At 65.9% G+C, this 19,359-nt stretch carries 15 protein-coding genes; 7 read left to right on the top strand and 8 right to left on the bottom strand.

The window, feature by feature from the left end; genetic code table 11:
• Positions 1-16: 16 nt before the first annotated feature.
• Both ACX80V_RS09265 and ACX80V_RS09260 read right to left on the bottom strand, forming a co-directional pair.
• The gene (locus ACX80V_RS09265) at positions 17-1,687 is read right to left on the bottom strand and encodes an HNH endonuclease signature motif containing protein (RefSeq protein ID WP_485842911.1); all 1,671 of its coding nucleotides are present in this window, start codon (positions 1,685-1,687) and stop codon (positions 17-19) included.
• A 246-nt stretch (positions 1,688-1,933) separates the two neighbouring features.
• Positions 1,934-3,973: a beta-galactosidase gene (locus tag ACX80V_RS09260; protein WP_485842910.1), complete on the bottom strand. Its 2,040-nt coding sequence runs from the start codon at positions 3,971-3,973 to the stop codon at positions 1,934-1,936.
• Between the two features lie 170 nt (positions 3,974-4,143).
• Here ACX80V_RS09260 and ACX80V_RS09255 point away from each other — a divergent pair, with 170 nt between their 5' ends.
• The 6 genes from ACX80V_RS09255 (at position 4,144) to ACX80V_RS09230 (ending at position 10,720) form a co-directional block, all read left to right on the top strand.
• The gene (locus tag ACX80V_RS09255) at positions 4,144-5,427 is read left to right on the top strand and encodes an ABC transporter substrate-binding protein (RefSeq protein WP_485842909.1); all 1,284 of its coding nucleotides are present in this window, start codon (positions 4,144-4,146) and stop codon (positions 5,425-5,427) included.
• A 28-nt stretch (positions 5,428-5,455) separates the two neighbouring features.
• A complete protein-coding gene (locus ACX80V_RS09250) occupies positions 5,456-6,424 on the top strand; it encodes a carbohydrate ABC transporter permease (RefSeq protein ID WP_485842908.1) in 969 nt (322 codons plus the stop codon).
• Positions 6,421-7,338 (top strand): carbohydrate ABC transporter permease, encoded by a 918-nt coding sequence (locus tag ACX80V_RS09245; RefSeq protein ID WP_058931363.1) that lies wholly within the window; start codon positions 6,421-6,423, stop codon positions 7,336-7,338. Before ACX80V_RS09250 ends, ACX80V_RS09245 begins: the two co-directional genes overlap by 4 nt.
• Positions 7,339-7,350: 12 nt before the next feature.
• A complete protein-coding gene (locus tag ACX80V_RS09240) occupies positions 7,351-8,010 on the top strand; it encodes a Poxvirus protein I5 (RefSeq protein ID WP_485842907.1) in 660 nt (219 codons plus the stop codon).
• 42 nt (positions 8,011-8,052) lie between these two features.
• Positions 8,053-9,312: an MFS transporter gene (locus tag ACX80V_RS09235; protein WP_485842906.1), complete on the top strand. Its 1,260-nt coding sequence runs from the start codon at positions 8,053-8,055 to the stop codon at positions 9,310-9,312.
• 118 nt (positions 9,313-9,430) lie between these two features.
• On the top strand, positions 9,431-10,720 hold the full coding sequence (locus ACX80V_RS09230; protein ID WP_485842905.1) for an ABC transporter substrate-binding protein: 1,290 nt from the start codon (positions 9,431-9,433) through the stop codon (positions 10,718-10,720).
• A 96-nt stretch (positions 10,721-10,816) separates the two neighbouring features.
• Here the strand turns inward: ACX80V_RS09230 and ACX80V_RS09225 are convergent, their stop codons facing one another.
• The 6 genes from ACX80V_RS09225 to ACX80V_RS09200 all read right to left on the bottom strand — a co-directional run bounded on the left by ACX80V_RS09225 (position 10,817) and on the right by ACX80V_RS09200 (position 18,835).
• Entirely contained in the window at positions 10,817-14,182 is a 3,366-nt protein-coding gene (locus ACX80V_RS09225; RefSeq protein WP_485842904.1) for a family 78 glycoside hydrolase catalytic domain, read from the bottom strand.
• Positions 14,182-15,420 carry a Gfo/Idh/MocA family protein gene (locus ACX80V_RS09220; protein WP_485842903.1) on the bottom strand — a complete coding sequence of 413 codons (1,239 nt, stop codon included), beginning with the start codon at positions 15,418-15,420 and terminating at the stop codon, positions 14,182-14,184. Before ACX80V_RS09220 ends, ACX80V_RS09225 begins: the two co-directional genes overlap by 1 nt.
• A 108-nt stretch (positions 15,421-15,528) precedes the next feature.
• Complete coding sequence (locus ACX80V_RS09215; RefSeq protein WP_167349835.1) at positions 15,529-15,690, bottom strand: hypothetical protein; 162 nt, start codon at positions 15,688-15,690, stop codon at positions 15,529-15,531.
• A gap of 32 nt (positions 15,691-15,722) precedes the next feature.
• Entirely contained in the window at positions 15,723-17,114 is a 1,392-nt protein-coding gene (locus ACX80V_RS09210; protein ID WP_485842902.1) for an FAD-binding oxidoreductase, read from the bottom strand.
• A gap of 108 nt (positions 17,115-17,222) precedes the next feature.
• Positions 17,223-17,687 carry an iron chaperone gene (locus ACX80V_RS09205; RefSeq protein WP_485842901.1) on the bottom strand — a complete coding sequence of 155 codons (465 nt, stop codon included), beginning with the start codon at positions 17,685-17,687 and terminating at the stop codon, positions 17,223-17,225.
• A gap of 122 nt (positions 17,688-17,809) precedes the next feature.
• Positions 17,810-18,835, bottom strand: coding sequence for a LacI family DNA-binding transcriptional regulator (locus tag ACX80V_RS09200; protein ID WP_485842900.1), 1,026 nt, complete (start codon positions 18,833-18,835; stop codon positions 17,810-17,812).
• Between the two features lie 150 nt (positions 18,836-18,985).
• Here ACX80V_RS09200 and ACX80V_RS09195 point away from each other — a divergent pair, with 150 nt between their 5' ends.
• A complete protein-coding gene (locus ACX80V_RS09195; RefSeq protein WP_485842923.1) occupies positions 18,986-19,333 on the top strand; it encodes an L-rhamnose mutarotase in 348 nt (115 codons plus the stop codon).
• Positions 19,334-19,359 lie beyond the last annotated feature (26 nt).

Genomic DNA, 19,359 nt, shown 5'->3' with positions numbered 1-19,359 from the left:
CTTGTGCCGTGGCGTTTCATTCGCGTTGGAGCGGTAGTGGTGGTGGTTTGAAGTAGTGGTTTTGTTGGGGTTTTTGGGTGGGGTCGATGTGGCGTGGGGGTGTGAACCATGGGGTGCCGTGTCGGGTGTGGATGGTCCATTGTTCTTTGTGGATGAGGTGGTGGTGATGGGAGCAGAGGAGGGCTCCGTTGCCGACGTTGGTGGGGCCTTGCTGTGACCAGTAGGTGATGTGGTGGGCTTCGCACCAGGGGGCTGGGATGGTGCAGTTGGGGAAGGTGCAGCCTTGGTCGCGGGCGGTGAGGGCCAGGCGTTGGGCGGGGGTGAAGAGCCGGGTTTTGCGGCCGAGGTCTAGGATTTCGCCGCTGGTGCCGAGGAGGGCGGGGATGATGTCGGCGTCGCAGGCGAGTTTGCGCAGGGTGGTGGCTGCGACGGGCCCGGTGAACGTGAAGCTGCCCGCGCCCGATCCAGTGCGGGCGACGGTGTTGTTGGCGTCCGTTCCGCTGCCCTTGGCTGTGGCCGGGTGGGGGAGGAGGTCGTGGTAGTTGATGGTGGCGAGGATTTGGGGGCGGTTTCCGCCGGTGGTGGGGAGTTTGTTGGTGGTGAGGGCGGCTTTGAGGGCGGTGATGATGCCGTCGAGTTGTTTTTGGTTGCGGGTGCGCCGGTCCAGGTCCACCGTGTTCTCTTCCCACACGCCGGTGTCTTGGCTGGGGTTTGCGCCGGTGGGCTGGTGGGTGCGGGGGTTGGTGGCAGCGTTCATGATGGTGGCGAGGTGTTCGTATTGGTCGGTGGTGGCGAAGATTTCGAGGTGGTGGAGGCCGTGGCGGAGTTTGCGGATGAACGCGCCTTGGGTGTGGCGGAGGGCTTCTTCGGTGGGTTCGGTGCCGTCGGCGTCGAGGGTGTCGGCCCAGCGGCGGGCGACGCGGGCGAGGAAGTCGGGGTCGGCGGTGGCGGCGGTGTGGGTGAGGTCGTGTTCGATCCGGTCCAGGTTCTCCGGGGTGGTGTGGTGTTTGAGGCGGTCCAGGGTGGCGCTGATGATGGTCCCTGCGCGGGAGGAGACCACGGGCCCGGAACCTGCTACGGACTCTAGCGGGGTGACGGTCTCAGTGCCGCGGGTTGCCAGGGCGGTGGCGGGGGAGAATGCTGCGGCGAGGTGTTCCCGTGCCGGCGGTATGGAGTCGCCGGTGAGGGTGGTGGCGGGCAGGATGGCGTGAGCCAGGTGGAGGCGGCGTTTGGCTTCGCCGAGCCCGATCCTGAGCCGCAGTCGCAGGAACTCGGCGGTGGTCTTGCAGCCGTCGTCCGCCGGGGACCGTGGAACAGAGTCAGTGGCGGTTTCGGACGTGGTGCCGGCGGGCCAGGCCGCGTCGGTTTCGTTCACGGTTTCGACGCCGTTGTCCCAGCCGGTGGTCCATGACTTGGTGGCCCGGGTGGTCGCGGCGTTAGTGATGGCCTGGGTTCGGGTGCGGTCCACGGCACCTGCGGACAGGATATGGAGGTAGTCCACGTGTCGGGAGAGCTCTTCGGCCTGGCCGGCGAAGTCTGCTGCGTCCACGTAGTCAGCCATGGCCAGTTGGTCCGGAGCGGCAGCAACTGCGGCGCGGACCATCGCGATCGCCGCCGCCAGGCTCGTCGGAGCAGGCACGGCGGAATCGCCGGCATTCCCCGTATGCCGCTCCGTCAAAGCCTCCATAGGAACACTCTGCCGTGCGGGCACGACATTATTGCCGCCGTCGCCAAGCTCAGTGTTGGAGGCGCCCCCAATAGGCGAGGCAACGCGCACTAGATCGGCGGTATGACCGCCGTTCCTCGCAAGCTGACCCCCGATAGCCTCCATGGGAACACTCTGCCGTGGGGGTGTGACATTTTGGCCGGCGTCGAGCTTCCCTCCCGGAAGGCGGCCGGAAAGCGCCCTGAAGGAGCTCGGAAAAGCGCCGGATCAGTCCTCCGCGATTACCGCCACCCCGCCGGCCTCAACAGTCCCCGCAAACGGCGCGCCCGTCAGGAGGTCAACGCCGGCGGCCTCCACTGCCGCGGCTGAGCGTGAGTGGTTGATCGCGAACAGGAAGCTGCCGCCGTCGTCGGTCCGTCGACGTACGAGTTCCACGCCGCGGTCGGCGGCGGCAACAGGGGTCACTCCCGATTCGGCCAGCAGCCTCTCAACGATCGCTTCAATGCCGTCGCGGTCCGGGAACGTCGCGAGGTACCAGGCCTCACCGGAACCAGCGCCCGCACTATCATCCGAGCCAACCGCATGCCGCGTCAGCGACGGCACGCCCTCCAACGGATACTCGGTGAAAGTCTGCACGGCCTCAGCGCCGGCGAGGTGTACGTGCTCACTCCACACGGACGAGACCCCGCCGTCGCTCAACTTCAACTGCCCGCCGGCCAGCAGCGGGTGAAATTCCTCCACGCGGATCCCCAGCAACTCCCGGAAGGCGCCGGGATAGCCGCCCAGCCGGACGTGGTCCTGTTCGTCCACAATCCCGCTGAAATACGTGACTAGCACCGTGGCTCCGGCCCGCGCCGCGGCAGCGATGTTCGCGGCGGCCGCGTCAGTCACCGAATAAAGCGTGCACACCAGGACCAGGTCGTAGCCCTCCAAGGGCGAAGAAGGATGGACCAGATCCACCGCGATCCCGCGCAGGAACAGCGACCGGTGGAACGCCCGCAGCACGTCCAAGTACTTCACGTCCTCGCTCGGTTTGGAGTCGATTTCGCTGGCCCACCAGGCTTCGTAGTCGAAGACGATCGCCACGCGGGATTCCACCCGTGAGCCACGCACCGGCGCGAGCCGCTTCAGCACAGACCCGAGCTCCACCACCTCGCGCCACACCCGCGTGTCACGGCCGCCGTGCGGGACCATCGCGGAGTGGAATTTCTCGGACCCGGCAAAGCTCTGCCGCCACTGGAAGAACATCACGGCGTCCGCCCCGCGGGCCACGTGGGCCAGGGAGTTGCGCAGCATTTCGCCGGGCATCTTGGGCTGATTGCGCGGCTGCCAGTTGACGGCCGACGTCGAATGTTCCATCAGGATCCACGGGTCACCGCCCGCAATTCCCCGGGTCAGGTCCGCGCTGAACGCGAGTTCGATCGGCCGCTCGGGATCCGCTGCCACCAGGTAGTGGTCGTTGGCGATGACATCCAGGTCCTTGGCCCACTCGAAATAGTCCAGTGCCTTGGTGGCGCTGGACGCCATCAGGTTGGTGGTGCAGGGGACCCCGGGGGTGACCTCCCGCAGGACCGCCACCAGCGCGCGGTAGTAGTCCATCAGCGCCCACGAATTGAACCGCTGGAAGTCCAGCTGCTGGCCCGGATTCAGCGTGGAAGGGGCGACGCCGGGCGGCAGGATCTCCTCGAAGGAACCGTAGTGCTGGGACCAGAACGCCGTGCCCCAGGAGGCGTTCAGCGCCTCGATGCTGCCGTACCGGCGCTCCAGCCAGGTGCGGAAGGCAGCGGCGTCCTCCGCGCCATGGAACTCGGAGACGTGGCAGCCGAGCTCGTTGTCCACGTGCCATAGCGCCAGCGCGGGGTGGTCCTTGTACCGCTCGGCGATCACCCGCGTGATGCCGGTGGCGTACCGGCGGTACACGGCCGACGACGGTGTGTAGTGCCGCCGGGAGCCCGGTCCCAGCACCGTTCCGTCAGCCGTGACCGGCAGGATTTCCGGGTGTTTGCGGACCAGCCAGGCCGGGGGAGCAGCGGTGGCAGTCGCCAGGGCAACCTTGATCCCGGTGGCGGCGAGATTGTCCATCACTTCATCCAGCCAGCCGAAGTTGTATTCGCCCTCAGCCGGTTCGAGCAAGGCCCACGAGAAAATGCCCACGCTCAGGAAACTGACGCCGGCTTCCTTCATGAGCTCCAGGTCTTCCAACCGGATGTCCGCGGGCCACTGTTCGGGGTTGTAATCGCCGCCATACGCGATCCCTTCCACGTTGCTCCAAACGCTGGCCGGGCCGGAATTACGCTGCACGCTCATGGGACTCCTTTGTCTACGGGATGGACTAAACGTACCTGAAAACCGAACTTGGGAAAACGCTTGCCCAATTCCAGGAATACCGATATTGTATCGTTTCAGAGCGTGTAAGCCAGCTCACTACTTACGTTGTAGAAGCGAGCGGCTTGTACCAATCGAGCAAGGAGGCTCCCATGATCAACCGAAGGCATTTCCTCACCACCGTGGCCATTGGCACCGCATCCGCGGCAGCCCTGGCAGCATGCGGCTCACCCGCACCCAGCCAGACCGGTTCGGCGGAGAACCCGGTCACCATCAATTACACCTGGTGGGGCAACGATGACCGCGCAGAGCGGACCCGCAAGGCGATCGCCCTGTTCGAGGAAAAGAACAAGGACATCAAGGTCAACGGCAACTTCACGGACTTCGCCGGCTACTGGCAGAAGCGGGCCACGGAAGCTGCCGGCGGCGGCCTCCCCGACGTGATGCAGTGGGACCTTTCCTACCTCCGGGACTACGGCCAGCGCAATCAGCTCCTGGACCTGGGAACCGTCAAGATCGATACCTCCGCTTTCGAGAAGTCCCTCCTGCCGTCCGGCCAGATCAAGGGCAAGACCTACGGCATCCCCACCAGCACCAACGCGTTCGCCGTCTACTACGATCCGGCGAAGCTCGCCACCCTCGGCATTGCAGAGCCGGACGGCTCCTGGACCTACAAGGATTTCAATGCCTTCCTGACCGAAGTGGGCGCCAAGGGTAACGGCACACTCTTCGGGTCAACCGACTACACCTCTGTCTGGTGGATGTTCAACATCTGGCTGCGCCAGAACAACATTGAAGCCTTCACCGCGGACGGCAAGCTCGGCTTCACCAAGGACGACCTGAAGAAGTGGTGGAACCTGACCGGCGAACTCCGCGGAACCTCCGCCGTCGTCTCCGAGGAGCGCGTGACCCAGCTGGCACCCAAGTCACCCTTTGGCTCGAACGTGACCGCCACGGAAGTCACTTGGGATAACTTCATGGCCGGTTACCTCGGTGACAGCGGCGCCAAGGAGCTCAAGCTCGTCCCCGTTCCGTCCGATGACCCGGACAACCTGGGCCTGTTCCTGAAGCCCTCCATGCTGATGGTGGCCAGTGCCAAGACCAAGAACAAGGATGCTGCCGCCCGCTTCATCGACTTTATGGTCAACGATCCCGAGGTGGGCCAGATCTTCAAGACCTCCCGCGGCGTCCCGGCCTCCAAGACCCAACGCGACGGAACCACGTTCGAAGGCACCGACAAGCTCGTTGTTGACTACGAAAAGTCCATCGAGCAGTACCTCAAGGACGCCCCCGAGCCGCCCATCGTTGGGTTCGGCACGCTGGAAGCATCGTTCAAGCGGGTCAGTTCCGACCTCAACTACGGCAAGGTGACCATCGACGGCGCCACCGACGCGTGGTTCAAGGAAGCCGAAGACCTCATCAAGCAGAACGCCTGATTCAGGCCCCAACTGACGGACTAATCTCGTGACCCAAAGCCCAACCCTGAGCCGGCGTTCGTCGTCGTCCGCTCCCAAGCTGCCGCGCAAGCCGCGGCAGCTGAAATCAAAGCGGAGCGGTGCGGATGCCCGCGCCGGCTACACCTTCCTGTTGCCCTGGCTGCTGGGATTCATCGCCCTGACTGTGGGCCCGATGATCTCCTCGCTGTACCTGTCGTTCACCAACTACAACCTCTTCGAACCGCCCAAGTGGATCGGGCTGGACAACTACGCCACCCTGTTCCAGGACGAAAGGTTCCTGCAATCCGTGGGCGTCACCCTCAGCTACGTGGTCTTCGGCACCCCGCTGAAGCTGGCGGCGGCACTGGTAGTGGCAATGCTGCTCAACAGCAAGCGCAAGGGCCAGGGGTTCTACCGGTCAGCGTTCTACGCACCCTCCCTGATCGGCGCCAGCGTCTCGATCGCGATCGTGTGGAAGGCGATGTTCGGCGACGCCGGCCCCGTGGATCAGGGCCTGTCCTTCTTCGGAGTCAACCTGGGCGGCTGGGTGGGCAACCCCTCCATGACCATGCCCATGATGATCCTGCTGACCGTCTGGCAGTTCGGCGCCCCCATGGTGATTTTCCTGGCCGGCCTCAAGCAGATCCCGGCCGACCTCTACGAAGCGGCGTCCATGGACGGTGCCGGCCCGGTGCGGAAGTTCATCAACATCACCTGGCCCATGCTCTCCCCGGTGATCTTCTTCAACCTGCTGATGGAAACCATCCACGCGTTCCAGATCTTCGCCTCGGCCTACATCATCTCCAACGGTGAAGGCGGCCCGGCCGGCTCCACCCTCTTCTACACCCTCTACCTGTACCTGCGGGGCTTCAGCGACTTCCGGATGGGCTACGCCTCGGCGATGGCCTGGCTCCTGGTGATCGTGGTGGGCATCATTACCCTCATCTTCTTCAAAACCTCCAAGTCCTGGGTCCACTACAGCGGTGATTCGAAATGACAATTATGGCAACCCCCAAGCAGTCGGCCCCGATGCTCCAGGCGCAGGACTACAACCCGAAGTCCGAGTCCGTGGTGGCTAAACGGGTGAAGAGCCTGATTTTCCACGTGGTGGCGCTCGGCCTGACAGCCGTGGTTCTCTACCCCGCGTTGTGGATGGTGGCCTCAGCCTTCAAGCCCAATGCCGAGATCGGCGGCGCCAACACGTCGCTCTGGTCGAACAACTTCAGTTTGGACAACTTCGTCACGGCGATGGACGGGATCGGCGGGGTGTCCACCCTGCAGTTCTTCACCAACTCCCTGGTCCTGGCCATCGGCGCGGTGGTGGGCACCATCCTCTCGGCCAGCGTCTCGGCCTATGCCTTCGCCCGGATCAAGTTCCCGGGCCGGAGCGTGCTGTTCGGGATGATGATCGCCACCCTGCTGCTGCCGTTCCACGTGGTGATCATCCCGCAGTACATCGTGTTCCAGCAGCTGGGCCTGGTGGACACGTACGTTCCGCTGCTCATCGGCAAGTTCCTCGCGGCGGATGCCTTCTTCGTCTTCCTGATGGTCCAGTTCATGCGCAACCTCCCGGCCGAACTGGACGAGGCGGCCCGCATCGACGGCGCCGGCCACGTGCGGATCTTCTGCTCCATCATGCTGCCGCTGATGAAACCGGCGCTCATCTCGACCTCGATTTTCTCGTTCATCTGGAGCTGGAACGATTTCCTGGGTCCGCTGCTGTACCTGAACACCCCTGAGAAGTACCCGCTGCCGCTGGCCCTGCGCCTGTTCGTGGACCAGACCCAAAGCTCGGACTACGGAGCCATGATCGCCATGTCCGTCCTGGCCCTGCTCCCCGTGCTGATCTTCTTCCTGGTGTTCCAGCGCTACATTGTTGAAGGCGTCTCCACCCAGGGCCTCAAGGGCTGACGGATACAGAAAATGAGCATCATGGACAGCACCACACCCGCATCCGGCCGCAATGAACCCATCCCGGTCAACCGCTTTGCCCTGTTTTCCGAGAGCCTCCTGGCCGGGCTGCTGGTGCTGGTGCTGTCCATCCCGCTGGTCACCATCCCCGCCGCGTACGCAGCCGGGATCGCCCATCTGGAACGGCACCTCGCCGGCCGCGACGATTCCCTGCGCGGACTCTGGGGCACGTTCCGGGCCGCCCTCCCGGGCAGCTGGAAGCTGGGATTCACGACGGCGGGAGCCGCCGTCGTGATTGTCCTTAACCTGTTGCTCGCAACAGTGGGTCAGCTGCCGGGCAGCGCGGTTGTCCTTCCGGCCACGCTGATCCTGGCGGCGGCCGGGGCGGTCCTGCTCCTGCGCACCGCTGCTGCCTGGCGCGACGTCGCCTGGTCCGGCGTCGCCTGGTCCGACGTTGATGGCGAGGAATCCTCCGCGCCGGGAACCTGGTCCGTGGCCCTTGGTACCGCCAAGGCACTCTCGCTGCGTGACTGGACAGGCTCGCTCCTCCTTGCCGCGGCGCTGTTCGCGTCCGTGGTTTTTGTCTGGATGCTCGTGGCCCTGTTTGTGGTGGTGCCTGGCATGCTGATCCTTGCCTCCGGCGCCGTCAAGATGCGGTCCAGCCGCGCCTAGCATTTCTCTGCATTTCACCTTTACTACCGAGTTGAGCCAGACGTGTCTTCCGACAACCCGCAGTCCGCAGAATCCCTTCACGCCTCCCAAACTCCGGTCCGCTGGTACCAGCCGCTGACGCAGCACAACTACCGCCTGTACATGGGCATGACCTTCGCCGGCAGCATGGGCGTGTGGATGCAGAGGCTGGCCCAGGACTGGCTGGTGCTGCAACTGACGGGGAGTCCGGCCGCCGTGGGGGTCGCCGTGGCGCTGCAGTTCCTGCCGATGCTGGTCATCGGTCCGCTCAGCGGCCTGCTGGTGGACATGTTTCCCAAGCGCAGCGTCATGATGGTGTGCCAGTCCGTGATCGCACTGCTGGCCCTTGGACTGGCTGCGTGGGACGCCGGCGGAAATATCACCGTGTGGGCGGTGTACGGAAGCTGCATTGCGCTGGGAGTGACGTCCGCCGTCGACGGTCCGGCGCGCCAGGTGTTTATCAACGAAGTGGTGGGCGACGCCGGGCTAAGGCCGGCCATCGGAGTCAACAACGCGATCGGCCAGTTTGGCGCCATGGTGGGACCGGCCCTTGGCGGAGTGGTGATCGCCCAGGCCGGATCCGCCGCCGCCTTCGCCGCGAACGCCCTGCTTTCCGTGCTGGTGCTGGTCATGATCGCCGCCGTCCGGCCGGCACTCCTGCACCTCACGGCCCCTGCATCCCGGGGACGCGGCCAGCTGCTGGCCGGCTTCGGGTACGTCCGGGAACGGCCATCACTGCTGCTGACCATCGTTCTTGCCGGCCTGCTGGGGGCCTTTGGCATGAACGGTCCGGTGGTGCTGACGGCCTTCGCCGAGCGGGTGTGGCACAACGGTGCGGCGGGGTTCGGCCTGTTCAACACCGTGGGTGCCGTCGGCGCCCTGGCCGGTGCGCTGCTCGCCGCGCGGCTGAGGACCATGGGCCGCAAGGGAATCGTGGCCGCAGCCGGGCTCTTTGGGCTTTCGCAGCTGGTTGCCGCGTTGATGCCCAACCTGTTGGCTTTCACCGTGATGCTTGCCGTGGTGGGCCTGATGACCCTCGTGTTCCTGACGAGCGCCGCCACGGCCGTGCAGGTGGAGGCGGGCCCCGAAGTCCGGGGGAGGGTGATGGCGCTTTACCTGCCATTGTTGCTGGGCGGGCATGCTTTGGGTGGCCTGCTGGCGGGCTGGCTGACAGAGGAATTTGGTGTGCGGACAGGCCTGGTAGTCACCGGTGCGCTGGCCATGCTGTCCGCGGCCGTCGTCGGACTTTTGTTGTGGCTGAATTCGAGGCGTGCGCGGAACTGACAGTCCTGTGAGGAAAAGTAACTTTGTGTGAGTTCTTGACGCGTGGTGCGGCTCACACCTACTCTGTGAGAAAGCGGTTTCTGAGACGCTCCCGACTGCCAGATCAAAGGACCAACGAATGCTTTCACGCGCCCGAAAATCCAGAATTCCCAAAGTTGCGGCTGCCATGGCCGTCCTGGCACTGGCCCTTTCGGGCTGCGCCGGGAGCTCGCCGGCTGCCTCCGACGGGCCGGTCACCCTGCGTTTCAGCTGGTGGGGCTCCGATACCCGCCACAAGATGACCCAGAAGTTGATTGACGCCTACGAAGCGAAGAACCCGAACATCAAGATCGAAGGGGAGTACGGCGACTGGTCCGGATATTGGGACAAACTGGCCACCCAGGTGGCCTCCCAGGACGCCCCGGACATCATCCAGATGGATGCCCAGTACCTCGGTGAATACGCCGAACGGGGGGCGCTGCTGGAGCTGAAGGACGTGGATCTGTCCAAGTTTGACCAGGCCGCCGCAGATGCTGGAAAGACCGAGGGCGGTCAGTACGCCGTGACCGCCGGCATGAATGCCCTGGTGGTCCTGGCCAATCCCGCACTGGTGTCCGCCAGCGGGGTGTCCCTGCCTGATGATTCCAGCTGGACCTGGGACGAATACATGAAGACGGCGGCCGACATCACCAGCAAGAGCAAGGAAGGCATCTACGGCTCCGGAGCCTTTACCGGTGACGCCTCCTTCAACCTCTGGATGCGCCAGCATGGCAAGTCCCTTTTCGCCACGGACGGCGGCCTGGGCTTTGATGAAGCCGACGCCACCAAGTACTTCGAGATGCAGGCCAAGATGCGGGACGCCAAGGCTGTTCCGCCCGCATCGGTGATGACCGAAGACGGCAGCGCACCGCTGGACCAGCAGGGCCTGGCAACGAACCGGTTCGCCATGGGTTGGGTGTGGTCCAACCAGTTGGCCGCGCTGACCAAGGCGTCAGGGCAAGCGCTGGAGATCCACCGGCCGCCGAGCGTCGAGGGCGATGCGTCCAAGGCCGAACAGTTCTACAAGGCATCGCAGTTCTGGTCTGCCAGTTCGCGGTCCAAGCATCCGGTCGAGACCCAGAAGTTCATCGACTTCCTGGCTAACAGCGTCGAAGCCGGCGAAATCGGGCTGGCAGACCGCGGTATCCCGGGCAACTCGGAAGTCCGCGCGGCCGTGGGCCCGAAGCTGACGCCCACGGATGCGCTGACGGCAAAGTTCATCGATGACATTGCTGATGAAGTAGGCGAGGCCCCTGCCGTGCCTCCCGCCGGATCCAGTTCGGTCTCCGAAGTCCTTACCCGGTACGCCAACGAGGTCCATTTCAGCAGGATTTCCCCGCAGGACGCGGCGAAGAAGTCGATCGAGGAGATCAAGAGCTCGCTCAACTAGGCGAAGGAGGGCACTCCCCAGGTAGGTCGCATTTAACGTCGTTATTCACCTGAATGACGACGTTAAATGCGACCTACTTGGGTTGGGGGGAGGCTGTCAGGATGCGTCGGAAGGTGTGAAGGTCCAGGTTCCTGCGTGGATCCTGAAGTCACGCGAACCCACGACGGCGGGCTCCGCCGTCGGCCCCTGGATTCCGTAAGTGCCGCCGGAGGGGAGCCTGACGGTGGCGGTGACGCCCGGGGGAACCGTGCACTGCAGCTGCATTCCATTGGCGGTCCGCCGCCAGGCGACTTCGACGGCGCCGTTGGGCAGCGGCACGCTTCCTTTGGCATGTTCGAGGCTGCACACTGGCGGTTCGATGACCACTTCGGTGCCTCCCGGAACACTCACGCGGACACCGAGCAGGAACTCCAGGATTTCCTGCACCACTGAGGCGGACCACGCGTGGGACTGGCTGTAATCCGTGCCGTCCACGAGCTCCCAGGCCTCCCAGGTGAAGCTGGCGCCGGACTCCAGGAGCCGCGCCCAGCCGGGCTGGTTTGGGTTTGTCAGCAGATCAAGGACGGCGTCCGTCAGCCGCTCCGACAGCAGTGCCCGCACCAGCCGATGCACGGTCATGGGCCCCTGCCGCATGCCCTGGCCGGCGATCCTCTGTGCGTCTGCCGCTGCGAACGCAGGACCGGTGATCCCGAGGGACAGCGGGAAGGAGGTGGCGTGCTGGGACGCATGAGAGCTGGGTGTGCCGTCGGCGTGCAGGCCGTCCACCATCACGCCGTCCACGCGCAGGCGGGTGCGGATGGTTTCCGCGAGTGCCCCGGCGTGGCCGGCGTACCGGATGGCCGCGTCCTCCTGGCCGGCGAGGCTGCACAGCCGGGCCGTGGACATCAAGGCGGAGTGTGCCTGCGCATTGACGGTGGTCTTGGCGGCGCAGTCCATGTCGTAGCCGAAACGGCCCGGCGCGGGCCAGTCCACAATGCCATGAAGGTAGGGGCCGGAGCCGCCGCCCAGTTCGGTGACCAGTCCCGCCGTCGGGCCTTCCGTGGCGACGTAGCGCAGCGCATAGTCGGCGGTGGCGCGGAGGTGCGGGAGCAGCTCCGACACCAGGTCCAGGTCTCCGGTCCGGAGATGGTACTCCTCAGCCCATTCCGGCATCATGAGCGAAAAGTCGGGGATGTCCCGTTTCCCGTCGCCGTTGGGGTAGACCGCGTTGTAGCGTCCGAGGTCCCCGCCGTCGGTCCAGTGACGGGCCGCGGACCAGCCGAACTCGCGCAGTGCCTGCGCCGTGTAGGCGTGCTCGCCGAACAGGGCCATGGTGGCGTAGGAAATGTTGACGGCGTCGGCCAGGAACTGGCCCTTCTCCCGCGTGGGCGTATCCACGAACTGCTCCTGGACCCCGTGCAGTGCTGAATCGCGGAGCAGTCCGAACACGGCGTCCAGCGTGGGGTCGGAGCTGCTGAAGCTCCCCTCCTGCGGGTGCTGCCCGTGAATGACGACGGCGCCGACCCGGGACAGATCGGTCGCCTCCACCCCGGGTAGTTCAAGGTAGCGGAAGCCCAGGTGCACGGTGGCGTGGAACTGCTGCGGGCCGTCGGCCTGCGTGTAGGGGAAGGACATGTCGGTGTTCTGGCTGGCGGTCTTGCCGGTGTCCACCCGGCCGTCGGCATTCAGGGTGTAGCCGGCACGAATCATGACGGTCCGCCCGGCGACGCCGGTGCGGAAGTCCACTTCCGGGCGTGCCGGGATGACCTTGCCGAAGTCCGCCACAAGGGTTCCATCCGCGGCGTTCAGGAAGGCTGCCGGGGCAACAAAGGTCTCGGCCATGGACGTGCGCCGGGCGTGCAGCGCGGGGAATTCGGGGGTGGGGTGCGGGCCGTAGCTGAGGGCCGGGGGCATGTCCTGGCCGGCGTCCAGGGCGGCCGCCGCCTGGCCGTCGAGGTGCTCCACGGGATCGCCCTCATCGTTCCGGTAGCCCGCTTGCCGGTACGGCGCCTCGGCAGCGGTCCAGTTCGAACCGGAGCCGAAGACCTCGCGGCGCCCGTCCGTGTAGTCCACGCTGAGGCGGACCAACAGCCCGGGAATGCCGGCGTCTCTGCCCTGGCCGGGGCCGTACCAGTGCAGCAGGGCGGTCAGGGGAATCTCGACGGGCTGCTGTTGCGCCTGCCGGCCGGGCTGGCCGGGCAGGCTGGGCTGGCTCGGCCGTTTCTGCGCACCCGGGGAGTGCGCCGCGAGCAGCGCGGTGACGTCGGCGGCGTCGTAATATCCCTCCCCGGGGTAGCCGAAGGAGGTGGTGCTGAGGCAGGCGTTGCCGTCCAACGCCACCTGCGCATGATGACTCGCAGCCACAAAGAGGCGTGCCCGGGCAACAGTTCCCGTGATCAGGACGGTGCTGCGGAAGAGCGTCCATTCATCGGGCTGCCGGTGCGCCGTGGTGCGTGCCCAGTGGCCCAGGAATGCGCGGGCCTCTTCCGGGCCGGCGCTGAACCGGTGGTCGAGCAGCACCTTGCCGACGGCTTGAGTCGTGTCAGCGCGGGCGCCGTCAGTGATCCGAAGCGAGGCGTACTCCGCCTGGCTGCGGGGACCCTGATGGAGTGCGAGCCGACCCTCGAAGCCGGCGGGGAGCGGCTCGTTGACGGTGAGCAGCTCAACGCCGTCGAGGCTGACGGTGATGGTGGTGCCGTCGTCGGAGACGGTCAGGTTTTGCCACCTGCCGGGGACCAGGTCCTTGCCGGGTAGCCGTTCCTGGCTGGCCACGGCGTGGCGCTCCACCTGGACGCTGGCAAGCACGTCGGTGGCCGGCGTGGCAGGGGAGGGGATTTCCCATTCCGGGGCGCGCCGGAGCACCACGTTGCCTGCCGTGTTCAGTTCCAGCAGCAGTCCGGTGCCGGCTCCGGTGCTGCGGAGGAGGAGCCCGGCCCACCCCATCACCGGCCGGAGGCGGGCCGCCAAAGTGAACTGGCGGACGGGTGGGCTGGGGATGGGCAGGAAGGGTGAGCCGGCAACCCGCAGGGCACCGTCCAGGATTTCCAGGGGAGCCCGGCCGCCCGGCGCGCGATGGATCCAATGGGCGCCCCACCCGGTGTCGGAGAGTCCGGTACCGAAAAGCACGGTTTCGGACCAGGGCCCGGGGTGGCCGCCGGCGTCGCTCACGCGGACGCGCCAGCTGTAATCTGCGTCCTCCGCCAGTTCCGGACCGCCGTAGGGGATCCCGGACTGGCGCGGCGACGGGACGGGCCCGGAATACCAGACCTCGGCTCCGGCCGAATCCTCGACGGCGATCTCGTAGCCTGTCTGCCGGGCCGCGGCGGGGTCGGCATCCTCCGGCTGGCTTAGTCTCCAGCCAAACACGGGGCGCAGCGAGGCCGTGAGGCAGGGCGCCAGGCCGTCGGTCAGCAGGCCGGCCGCCTGCAGTTCCCCTTGGCGGGTCACCGTGGAAGCTGTTTCCTGCCGAGGGAACGTACCCATCAGGAGGCGGTTCCCTGTCCGGCGGAGGCCCGCAGCGCGGACGCTGGCGCTGCTGAAACGGCCCAGGGCACGCCGAGTTCGCTGAAGGTTGCGTGCTCACGCGTGGCACGCTCCAGGGCGCCTTCGATGCCGATGACCACGGCGTGGGCCGCGTCGCCGTCGCCCTCCCAGCGCAGGTACTGCGGCTCGATCGGAGTGGGCGCCGGTGCCGTCCGGATGGCTTCGAGCACCAGCATAAAAGCGCCGCTGTCCAGGAGCGGGCTGATGAGTTCCGTGCCTTCGCGGCGGTGGGCAAGCAGGTTCTCTGTGAGGTCGTCCCGGCCGAAGACCTGCTCGGTCTGCCCGGCAGGGGTGGTCACGGTGAGGCGGTCTTCGGTGTAGTGGAACACGGCCTGGCCCCGGGATCCCTGCAGCGTGACATAGGGCTCCGCGGATTCGCTGGCGCAGATGGTCAGGGCGCAGGTGATAGGCAGCCCCGTCGCGGTGCGGACTCGGATCACCGATGTGTCGTCGGATTCGATGTCGTTGGCGCGGTACAGGTCTGTTTCCACCGACGCAACGTCGGTTGTGGTCCGGGCGCCGGCGATCCGCAGCGCGGTGGCCACGGCGTGGGCCAGGGGATTGGTGGCGACCCCGTCAACCACGTCGATGCCGTCAATGCTCCGCTTCCCGGCCCAGCGGGAGCGCTTGTAGTAGGCCTTGTCGCGGACCCAACGGCCGGTTGCCGAGATGCCTTCGAGGGTGCCGATGGTGCCGCTGGCGACGAGTTCCTCAAGGGCCGCCAGTGCGTGCGAGCCCAGGCTCTGGAAGCCGATCTGCACGCTGCGCCCGGACGCCTGGGCGGCGTCACACAGGATGTTGAAATCAGCCAGGGAAGCGACCGGGGGCTTCTCCAGATAGAGGTCCGCTGTTGTGGCCAGGGCGGCGAGGCCCAGCGGGGCGTGGGTCTGGATGGGGGTGGCCACGATGATCACGTCCAGCTCCGGCGTGCCCGCCAGAAGTTCCGTGAGCCCAGGAAACACTGCGGCTGCTGCCGGCACGGACCCCGGTTCCGGCGGCTGGGGATCGGCTACCGCTACGAGTTCGACGACGCCGGCCGCCCGCAGCCGTTCAAGGTTGCCCAGGTGGTGGGCGCCGAAGCCGTGGACGCCTACCAGCGCCACCCTCGCCGCTGATGCCGCGCGTCCGAGCTGGCCGGGCCGGCCGGACTGTGAAGCGGCAGAAGGTGGTGTTGCCATGGGGCTCCGTTCCTGCCCCGGAGGACACTATGGGTTGGGCAAGCGCTTTCCCGAATCCAGTGTGCGGCATAACCATGGTGATAGTCCAGTGCGTCTTGCGGGCTGTAGTTACATGCCCAGTGGCGCTGCCCAGTTGCCGTTCCGGCCGCCACTGCCGCCTTCCTGGTACTTACCGCAGCGTGTGCAGCGCCGGTAGCGGCCGCCGTCGTCCGTGGTTTGGATGTGCCAATCGTGGCGCAGGTTCATCTTGCAGAGCAGGGTTTTGAGCATGACGTTCTCCGATCCGATAGCAAGGTCATCAGTCAGGGCCTGATGTTCTGGTTGAGCCTGAAGAAGTTCGTGGGATCGTATGTGCGCTTGAGTGCCTTGAGCCGGTCGTACTTGGCGGCGCCGTACGCGTGCCTGACGCGCTCCTCGCCCTCTTCCATCAGGAAGTTCACGTAGACGCTGGTGTGGTGGGGCGCCAGGGCAGACCAATAGTCCCGGGCCCACTGGCGCTCGCTGTCAAAGCCGTCGGCGGTCTTGCTGTTGCCGTTGATGTTGAACGTGAACCCTGCCTGGCGGCCGTTGAACGCGGTAGCACCGTCGTCGATCCTTCCCACCGCACCGCCCATCTGCCAAAGGGCGACGCTCGTGACGGGCGAGGTGATGCGGCTGCCGTACTCCACCACTACGTCGATGACGTCGTCGCTGAGGGCTGCGACGTCGCATGACCGGACGTAGTAATGCCAGCCGTGCGGGAACGACGGATCGAACGTCCTCTGATGCTCAAGGAATGGCTTGGGCCGGCAAAAATCGAGCACGGGCGAACCGAATTCCTTGAGCGGCCGCAGGACCCGTTCGCCATCCTCGACCGGTCCGGCGTAGCAGGCCGTGACCGCAAGGACGCGCTTGCCCACCAGGTCTGGCGGGACGATCGGCAGTGCCGGGGCCCTCCGCTGCACGGCTATGGTCATAAGCTCGTCGGGGCAGTCCGCGATCCAGTCCCGGTAAAAGCGGAGCACTTCGGGGGCATCTTCCATCGGCCAGAAGACCGGACCGGCCATAACGTACGGGCCCACTGGGTTCAGCCGGAACTCGAAGTCGGTGACGATGCCGAAGTTCCCGCCGCCGCCCCGCACGCCCCAGAAGAGGTCGGAGTTCTCGTTCTCGCTCGCCCTGACCAGCTCGCCGTCGGCGGTGACCACATCCACGGACAGCAGCTGATCGATCGTTAGTCCGTACTTCCGCATGACCCAGCCGATGCCGCCGCCCAGCGTCAGGCCCGCAACCCCGGTATGGGTGACGATTCCCGATGGAACAGCGAGGCCGAATTCCTGCGTCTCGCGATCAAGCTCGCCGAGCAGAACGCCGGCCTGGACACGGACTGTCCGCGCCTCGGGGTCCACCCGGATGCCCTTCATCGGGCCCAGGTCGATGAGCATACCGTCGTCGCAGACGGACAGCCCGGGGAAGCTGTGACCGCCTCCGCGCACGGCCACCAGCAGGTCCTGCGACCTGGCCAGCCGGATGGCAGCGCGTACATCTGCGACGCCGGTGCAGCGGGTTATGAGGGCGGGACGGCGGTCAATCGACCCGTTCCACACCTTGCGGTGCTCGTCGTAGGCAGCGTCGTCCGGGCGGACGATTGCGCCCCGAAAGGATGCCTGTAATTCATCGACAGCAGCGCCGTCGATCTCCGTGCTTTGCGTCATTGGAATCACGGACCTCTCGCTCCTTCCAGCAGAGTCCCACCGTTGGCACGAACTCGCAAGAGGAAATTGCGGGAGCTTGGGCGCCCCTGTCCGAGGCAAGCTGAGCCGCTAGCTGACAGCCTTCTTCACGAGCTCGATGATTCTTTCTTCGTCCGCAGCAGTGAGGTTGGTCAGGGCATAGGAGGTGGGCCACATGTTGCCGTCGTCGAGGTTTGCGGGGTCGTTGAATCCGAGCGTCGGGTACCGTGCCTTGAATTTGTCGGCGGGCTGGAAGAAACAAACCACCTTGCCGTCCTTGGCGTAGGCAGGCATTCCGTACCAGGTCTTCGGCGCGAGCTCCGGGGCGTTGTCCGTGATGATGGCATGCAGCCGTTCGGCGATGGCGCGGTCCGGGTCCGACATCTCGGCGATCTTCCCGAGCACATCGCTTTCGCCATCCGGCTTAGCGGCGCGGGCCCCTTTTCGCGATGCAGCCTTGAGCTCCTGGGCCCGTTCCTTCATTGCGGCCCGTTCGTCCGCATCGAAGCCGTCGTACGACTTGGTGCTCGTGCCGGCCTTGTTCGTGTCCGTCATTGCGGGTTCCTTCCTTGGTGGTCTCTTGGGGTCCACGCTAGTGTCCGGGCGTCAATGAGGCTTCTCCAGAACTGCTCGAATACAGGACTGCTCGAATTCGGAACTGCTGGAAGAGGCGGCCCCTAGCCGGCGGAGGATCCCTTCGCCGGGGCGGTGCTCTGGCGCACCACCAGTTCGGGGGTGAAGATAACGGCCCGGTGCTTGGGATCGTCGGACTCGAGCTCCTCCGCCAGCAGCTCGATGGCCGTGCGCCCCAGGGCCTCGGTTGGCTGCCGGATGGAGGAGAGGGGGACGACGGCGGAGACGGCGAAGTCGATGTCGTCATAGCCGATCAGGGCGATGTCCTCGGGAATCCGCACGGTGTGGGTCATGGTCAGCGACTGCATCACGCCCAGTGCCAGCAGGTCGTTGGCGCAGAAGATGCCGTCCGGCAGGTCCCCGCGCTCCACCAGCATGTTGCCCACGCTCCGGCCGGCCAGCACAGTCTGGCCGTCGGAATCCAGGACCTCCAGCGTGGCATCCGGTTCCTCCTTCACGGCACGTTCCGCGCCCTGGAGCCGGTCCGCCACCTGGCGGATGGAGGTGGGGCCGCCCACAAAGGCGAGCCGACGGCGGCCGGTGTCCAGTAGGTGCCGGGCGGCGAGGTAACCGCCGGCGTCGTCGTCCACTGAAACGGAGCTGTACTTGCTCTCATCGGCGAGCCGGTCCACCAGAACGGTGGGGACGCCGCGCTCGCGGAGCTGGTCGATACGCGCGGTGACATCTCCAACGGGCGAGATCAGGAGGCCCTGCACGCGCTGCTCCTGGAAGAGGTCGATGTAGTTGGATTCCCGGCTGGCATTGTGGCCGCTGTCGCCCAGCAGTACGGCGCTGCCCTGGAGTGCGGCGGCATCCTCCGCGGCCCGGACCACCGACGTGAAGAAGGGGTTGCCGACATCGAGCACAATCAGCCCGATGGTCCTGCTGTGGCCGGCGCGCAGTTGTCGGGCGGCGTCATTGCGGACGAAGCCGAGCTCGTCGATGGCGCGCAGCACCCGGTCCTTGGTCCGCTGTGAAACCCTGTCCGGGTAGTTCAGGACGTTGGACACGGTGCCCACGGCCACGCTGGCGTGGTTGGCGACGTCCTTGATGCTGGCTGAGCGATTCATGTTTCTCCGTGCTGATATGCCGCGTGCAGTATTTTTCGCTGGTCCGGGGACCGTTGCGGGGAAATTGCTTGACACCTTCTTGTCTCAAGGGTACTTTGAATCGTACTAATGAAACGATTCAAAACATGGGAAAGTTCAGGAGAGGCGCAGATGAGGGTGTGTTTCCGCTCTTCGGTCCAGCCACAGCTGATCGACGAATACCGACGGCGGCACGCGGCCGTGTGGCCCGAGATGCTCCGCGCGCTCCAGGACGCGGGATGGCACAACTACTCGCTGTTCCTGGGCGCGGACGGGCTCCTCATCGGATATCTCGAATGCGACGATTTCGATGCCGTCCGGGCGCGGATGGCCCTGACCGAGGTCAATGCCCGCTGGCAGGCCGAGATGGCCACATTGTTCGACAATCCGGATCAGGCCCCGGACGAAGCTTTCCAGGTCCTTGACGAAGTCTTCAATCTTGACCACCAGCTCGCGGTGGCGGAGTCCACCAGCAGCTGACGCGCTGGCCCCGTTGGCCGGCCGCA

The organism is Pseudarthrobacter arbutini (genome assembly GCF_054510915.1).
This window is presented reverse-complemented; position numbering and strand designations above follow the sequence as displayed.

Coding starts and splice junctions, on each gene's coding strand:
- ACX80V_RS09265 (WP_485842911.1), bottom strand. CDS start 1,687: ATGGAGGCTTTGACGGAGCGGCATACGGGGAATGCCGGCGATTCCGCC.
- ACX80V_RS09260 (WP_485842910.1), bottom strand. CDS start 3,973: ATGAGCGTGCAGCGTAATTCCGGCCCGGCCAGCGTTTGGAGCAACGTG.
- ACX80V_RS09255 (WP_485842909.1), top strand. CDS start 4,144: ATGATCAACCGAAGGCATTTCCTCACCACCGTGGCCATTGGCACCGCA.
- ACX80V_RS09245 (WP_058931363.1), top strand. CDS start 6,421: ATGACAATTATGGCAACCCCCAAGCAGTCGGCCCCGATGCTCCAGGCG.
- ACX80V_RS09240 (WP_485842907.1), top strand. CDS start 7,351: ATGAGCATCATGGACAGCACCACACCCGCATCCGGCCGCAATGAACCC.
- ACX80V_RS09230 (WP_485842905.1), top strand. CDS start 9,431: ATGCTTTCACGCGCCCGAAAATCCAGAATTCCCAAAGTTGCGGCTGCC.
- ACX80V_RS09225 (WP_485842904.1), bottom strand. CDS start 14,182: ATGGGTACGTTCCCTCGGCAGGAAACAGCTTCCACGGTGACCCGCCAA.
- ACX80V_RS09220 (WP_485842903.1), bottom strand. CDS start 15,420: ATGGCAACACCACCTTCTGCCGCTTCACAGTCCGGCCGGCCCGGCCAG.
- ACX80V_RS09215 (WP_167349835.1), bottom strand. CDS start 15,690: ATGCTCAAAACCCTGCTCTGCAAGATGAACCTGCGCCACGATTGGCAC.
- ACX80V_RS09210 (WP_485842902.1), bottom strand. CDS start 17,114: ATGACGCAAAGCACGGAGATCGACGGCGCTGCTGTCGATGAATTACAG.
- ACX80V_RS09205 (WP_485842901.1), bottom strand. CDS start 17,687: ATGACGGACACGAACAAGGCCGGCACGAGCACCAAGTCGTACGACGGC.
- ACX80V_RS09200 (WP_485842900.1), bottom strand. CDS start 18,835: ATGAATCGCTCAGCCAGCATCAAGGACGTCGCCAACCACGCCAGCGTG.
- ACX80V_RS09195 (WP_485842923.1), top strand. CDS start 18,986: ATGAGGGTGTGTTTCCGCTCTTCGGTCCAGCCACAGCTGATCGACGAA.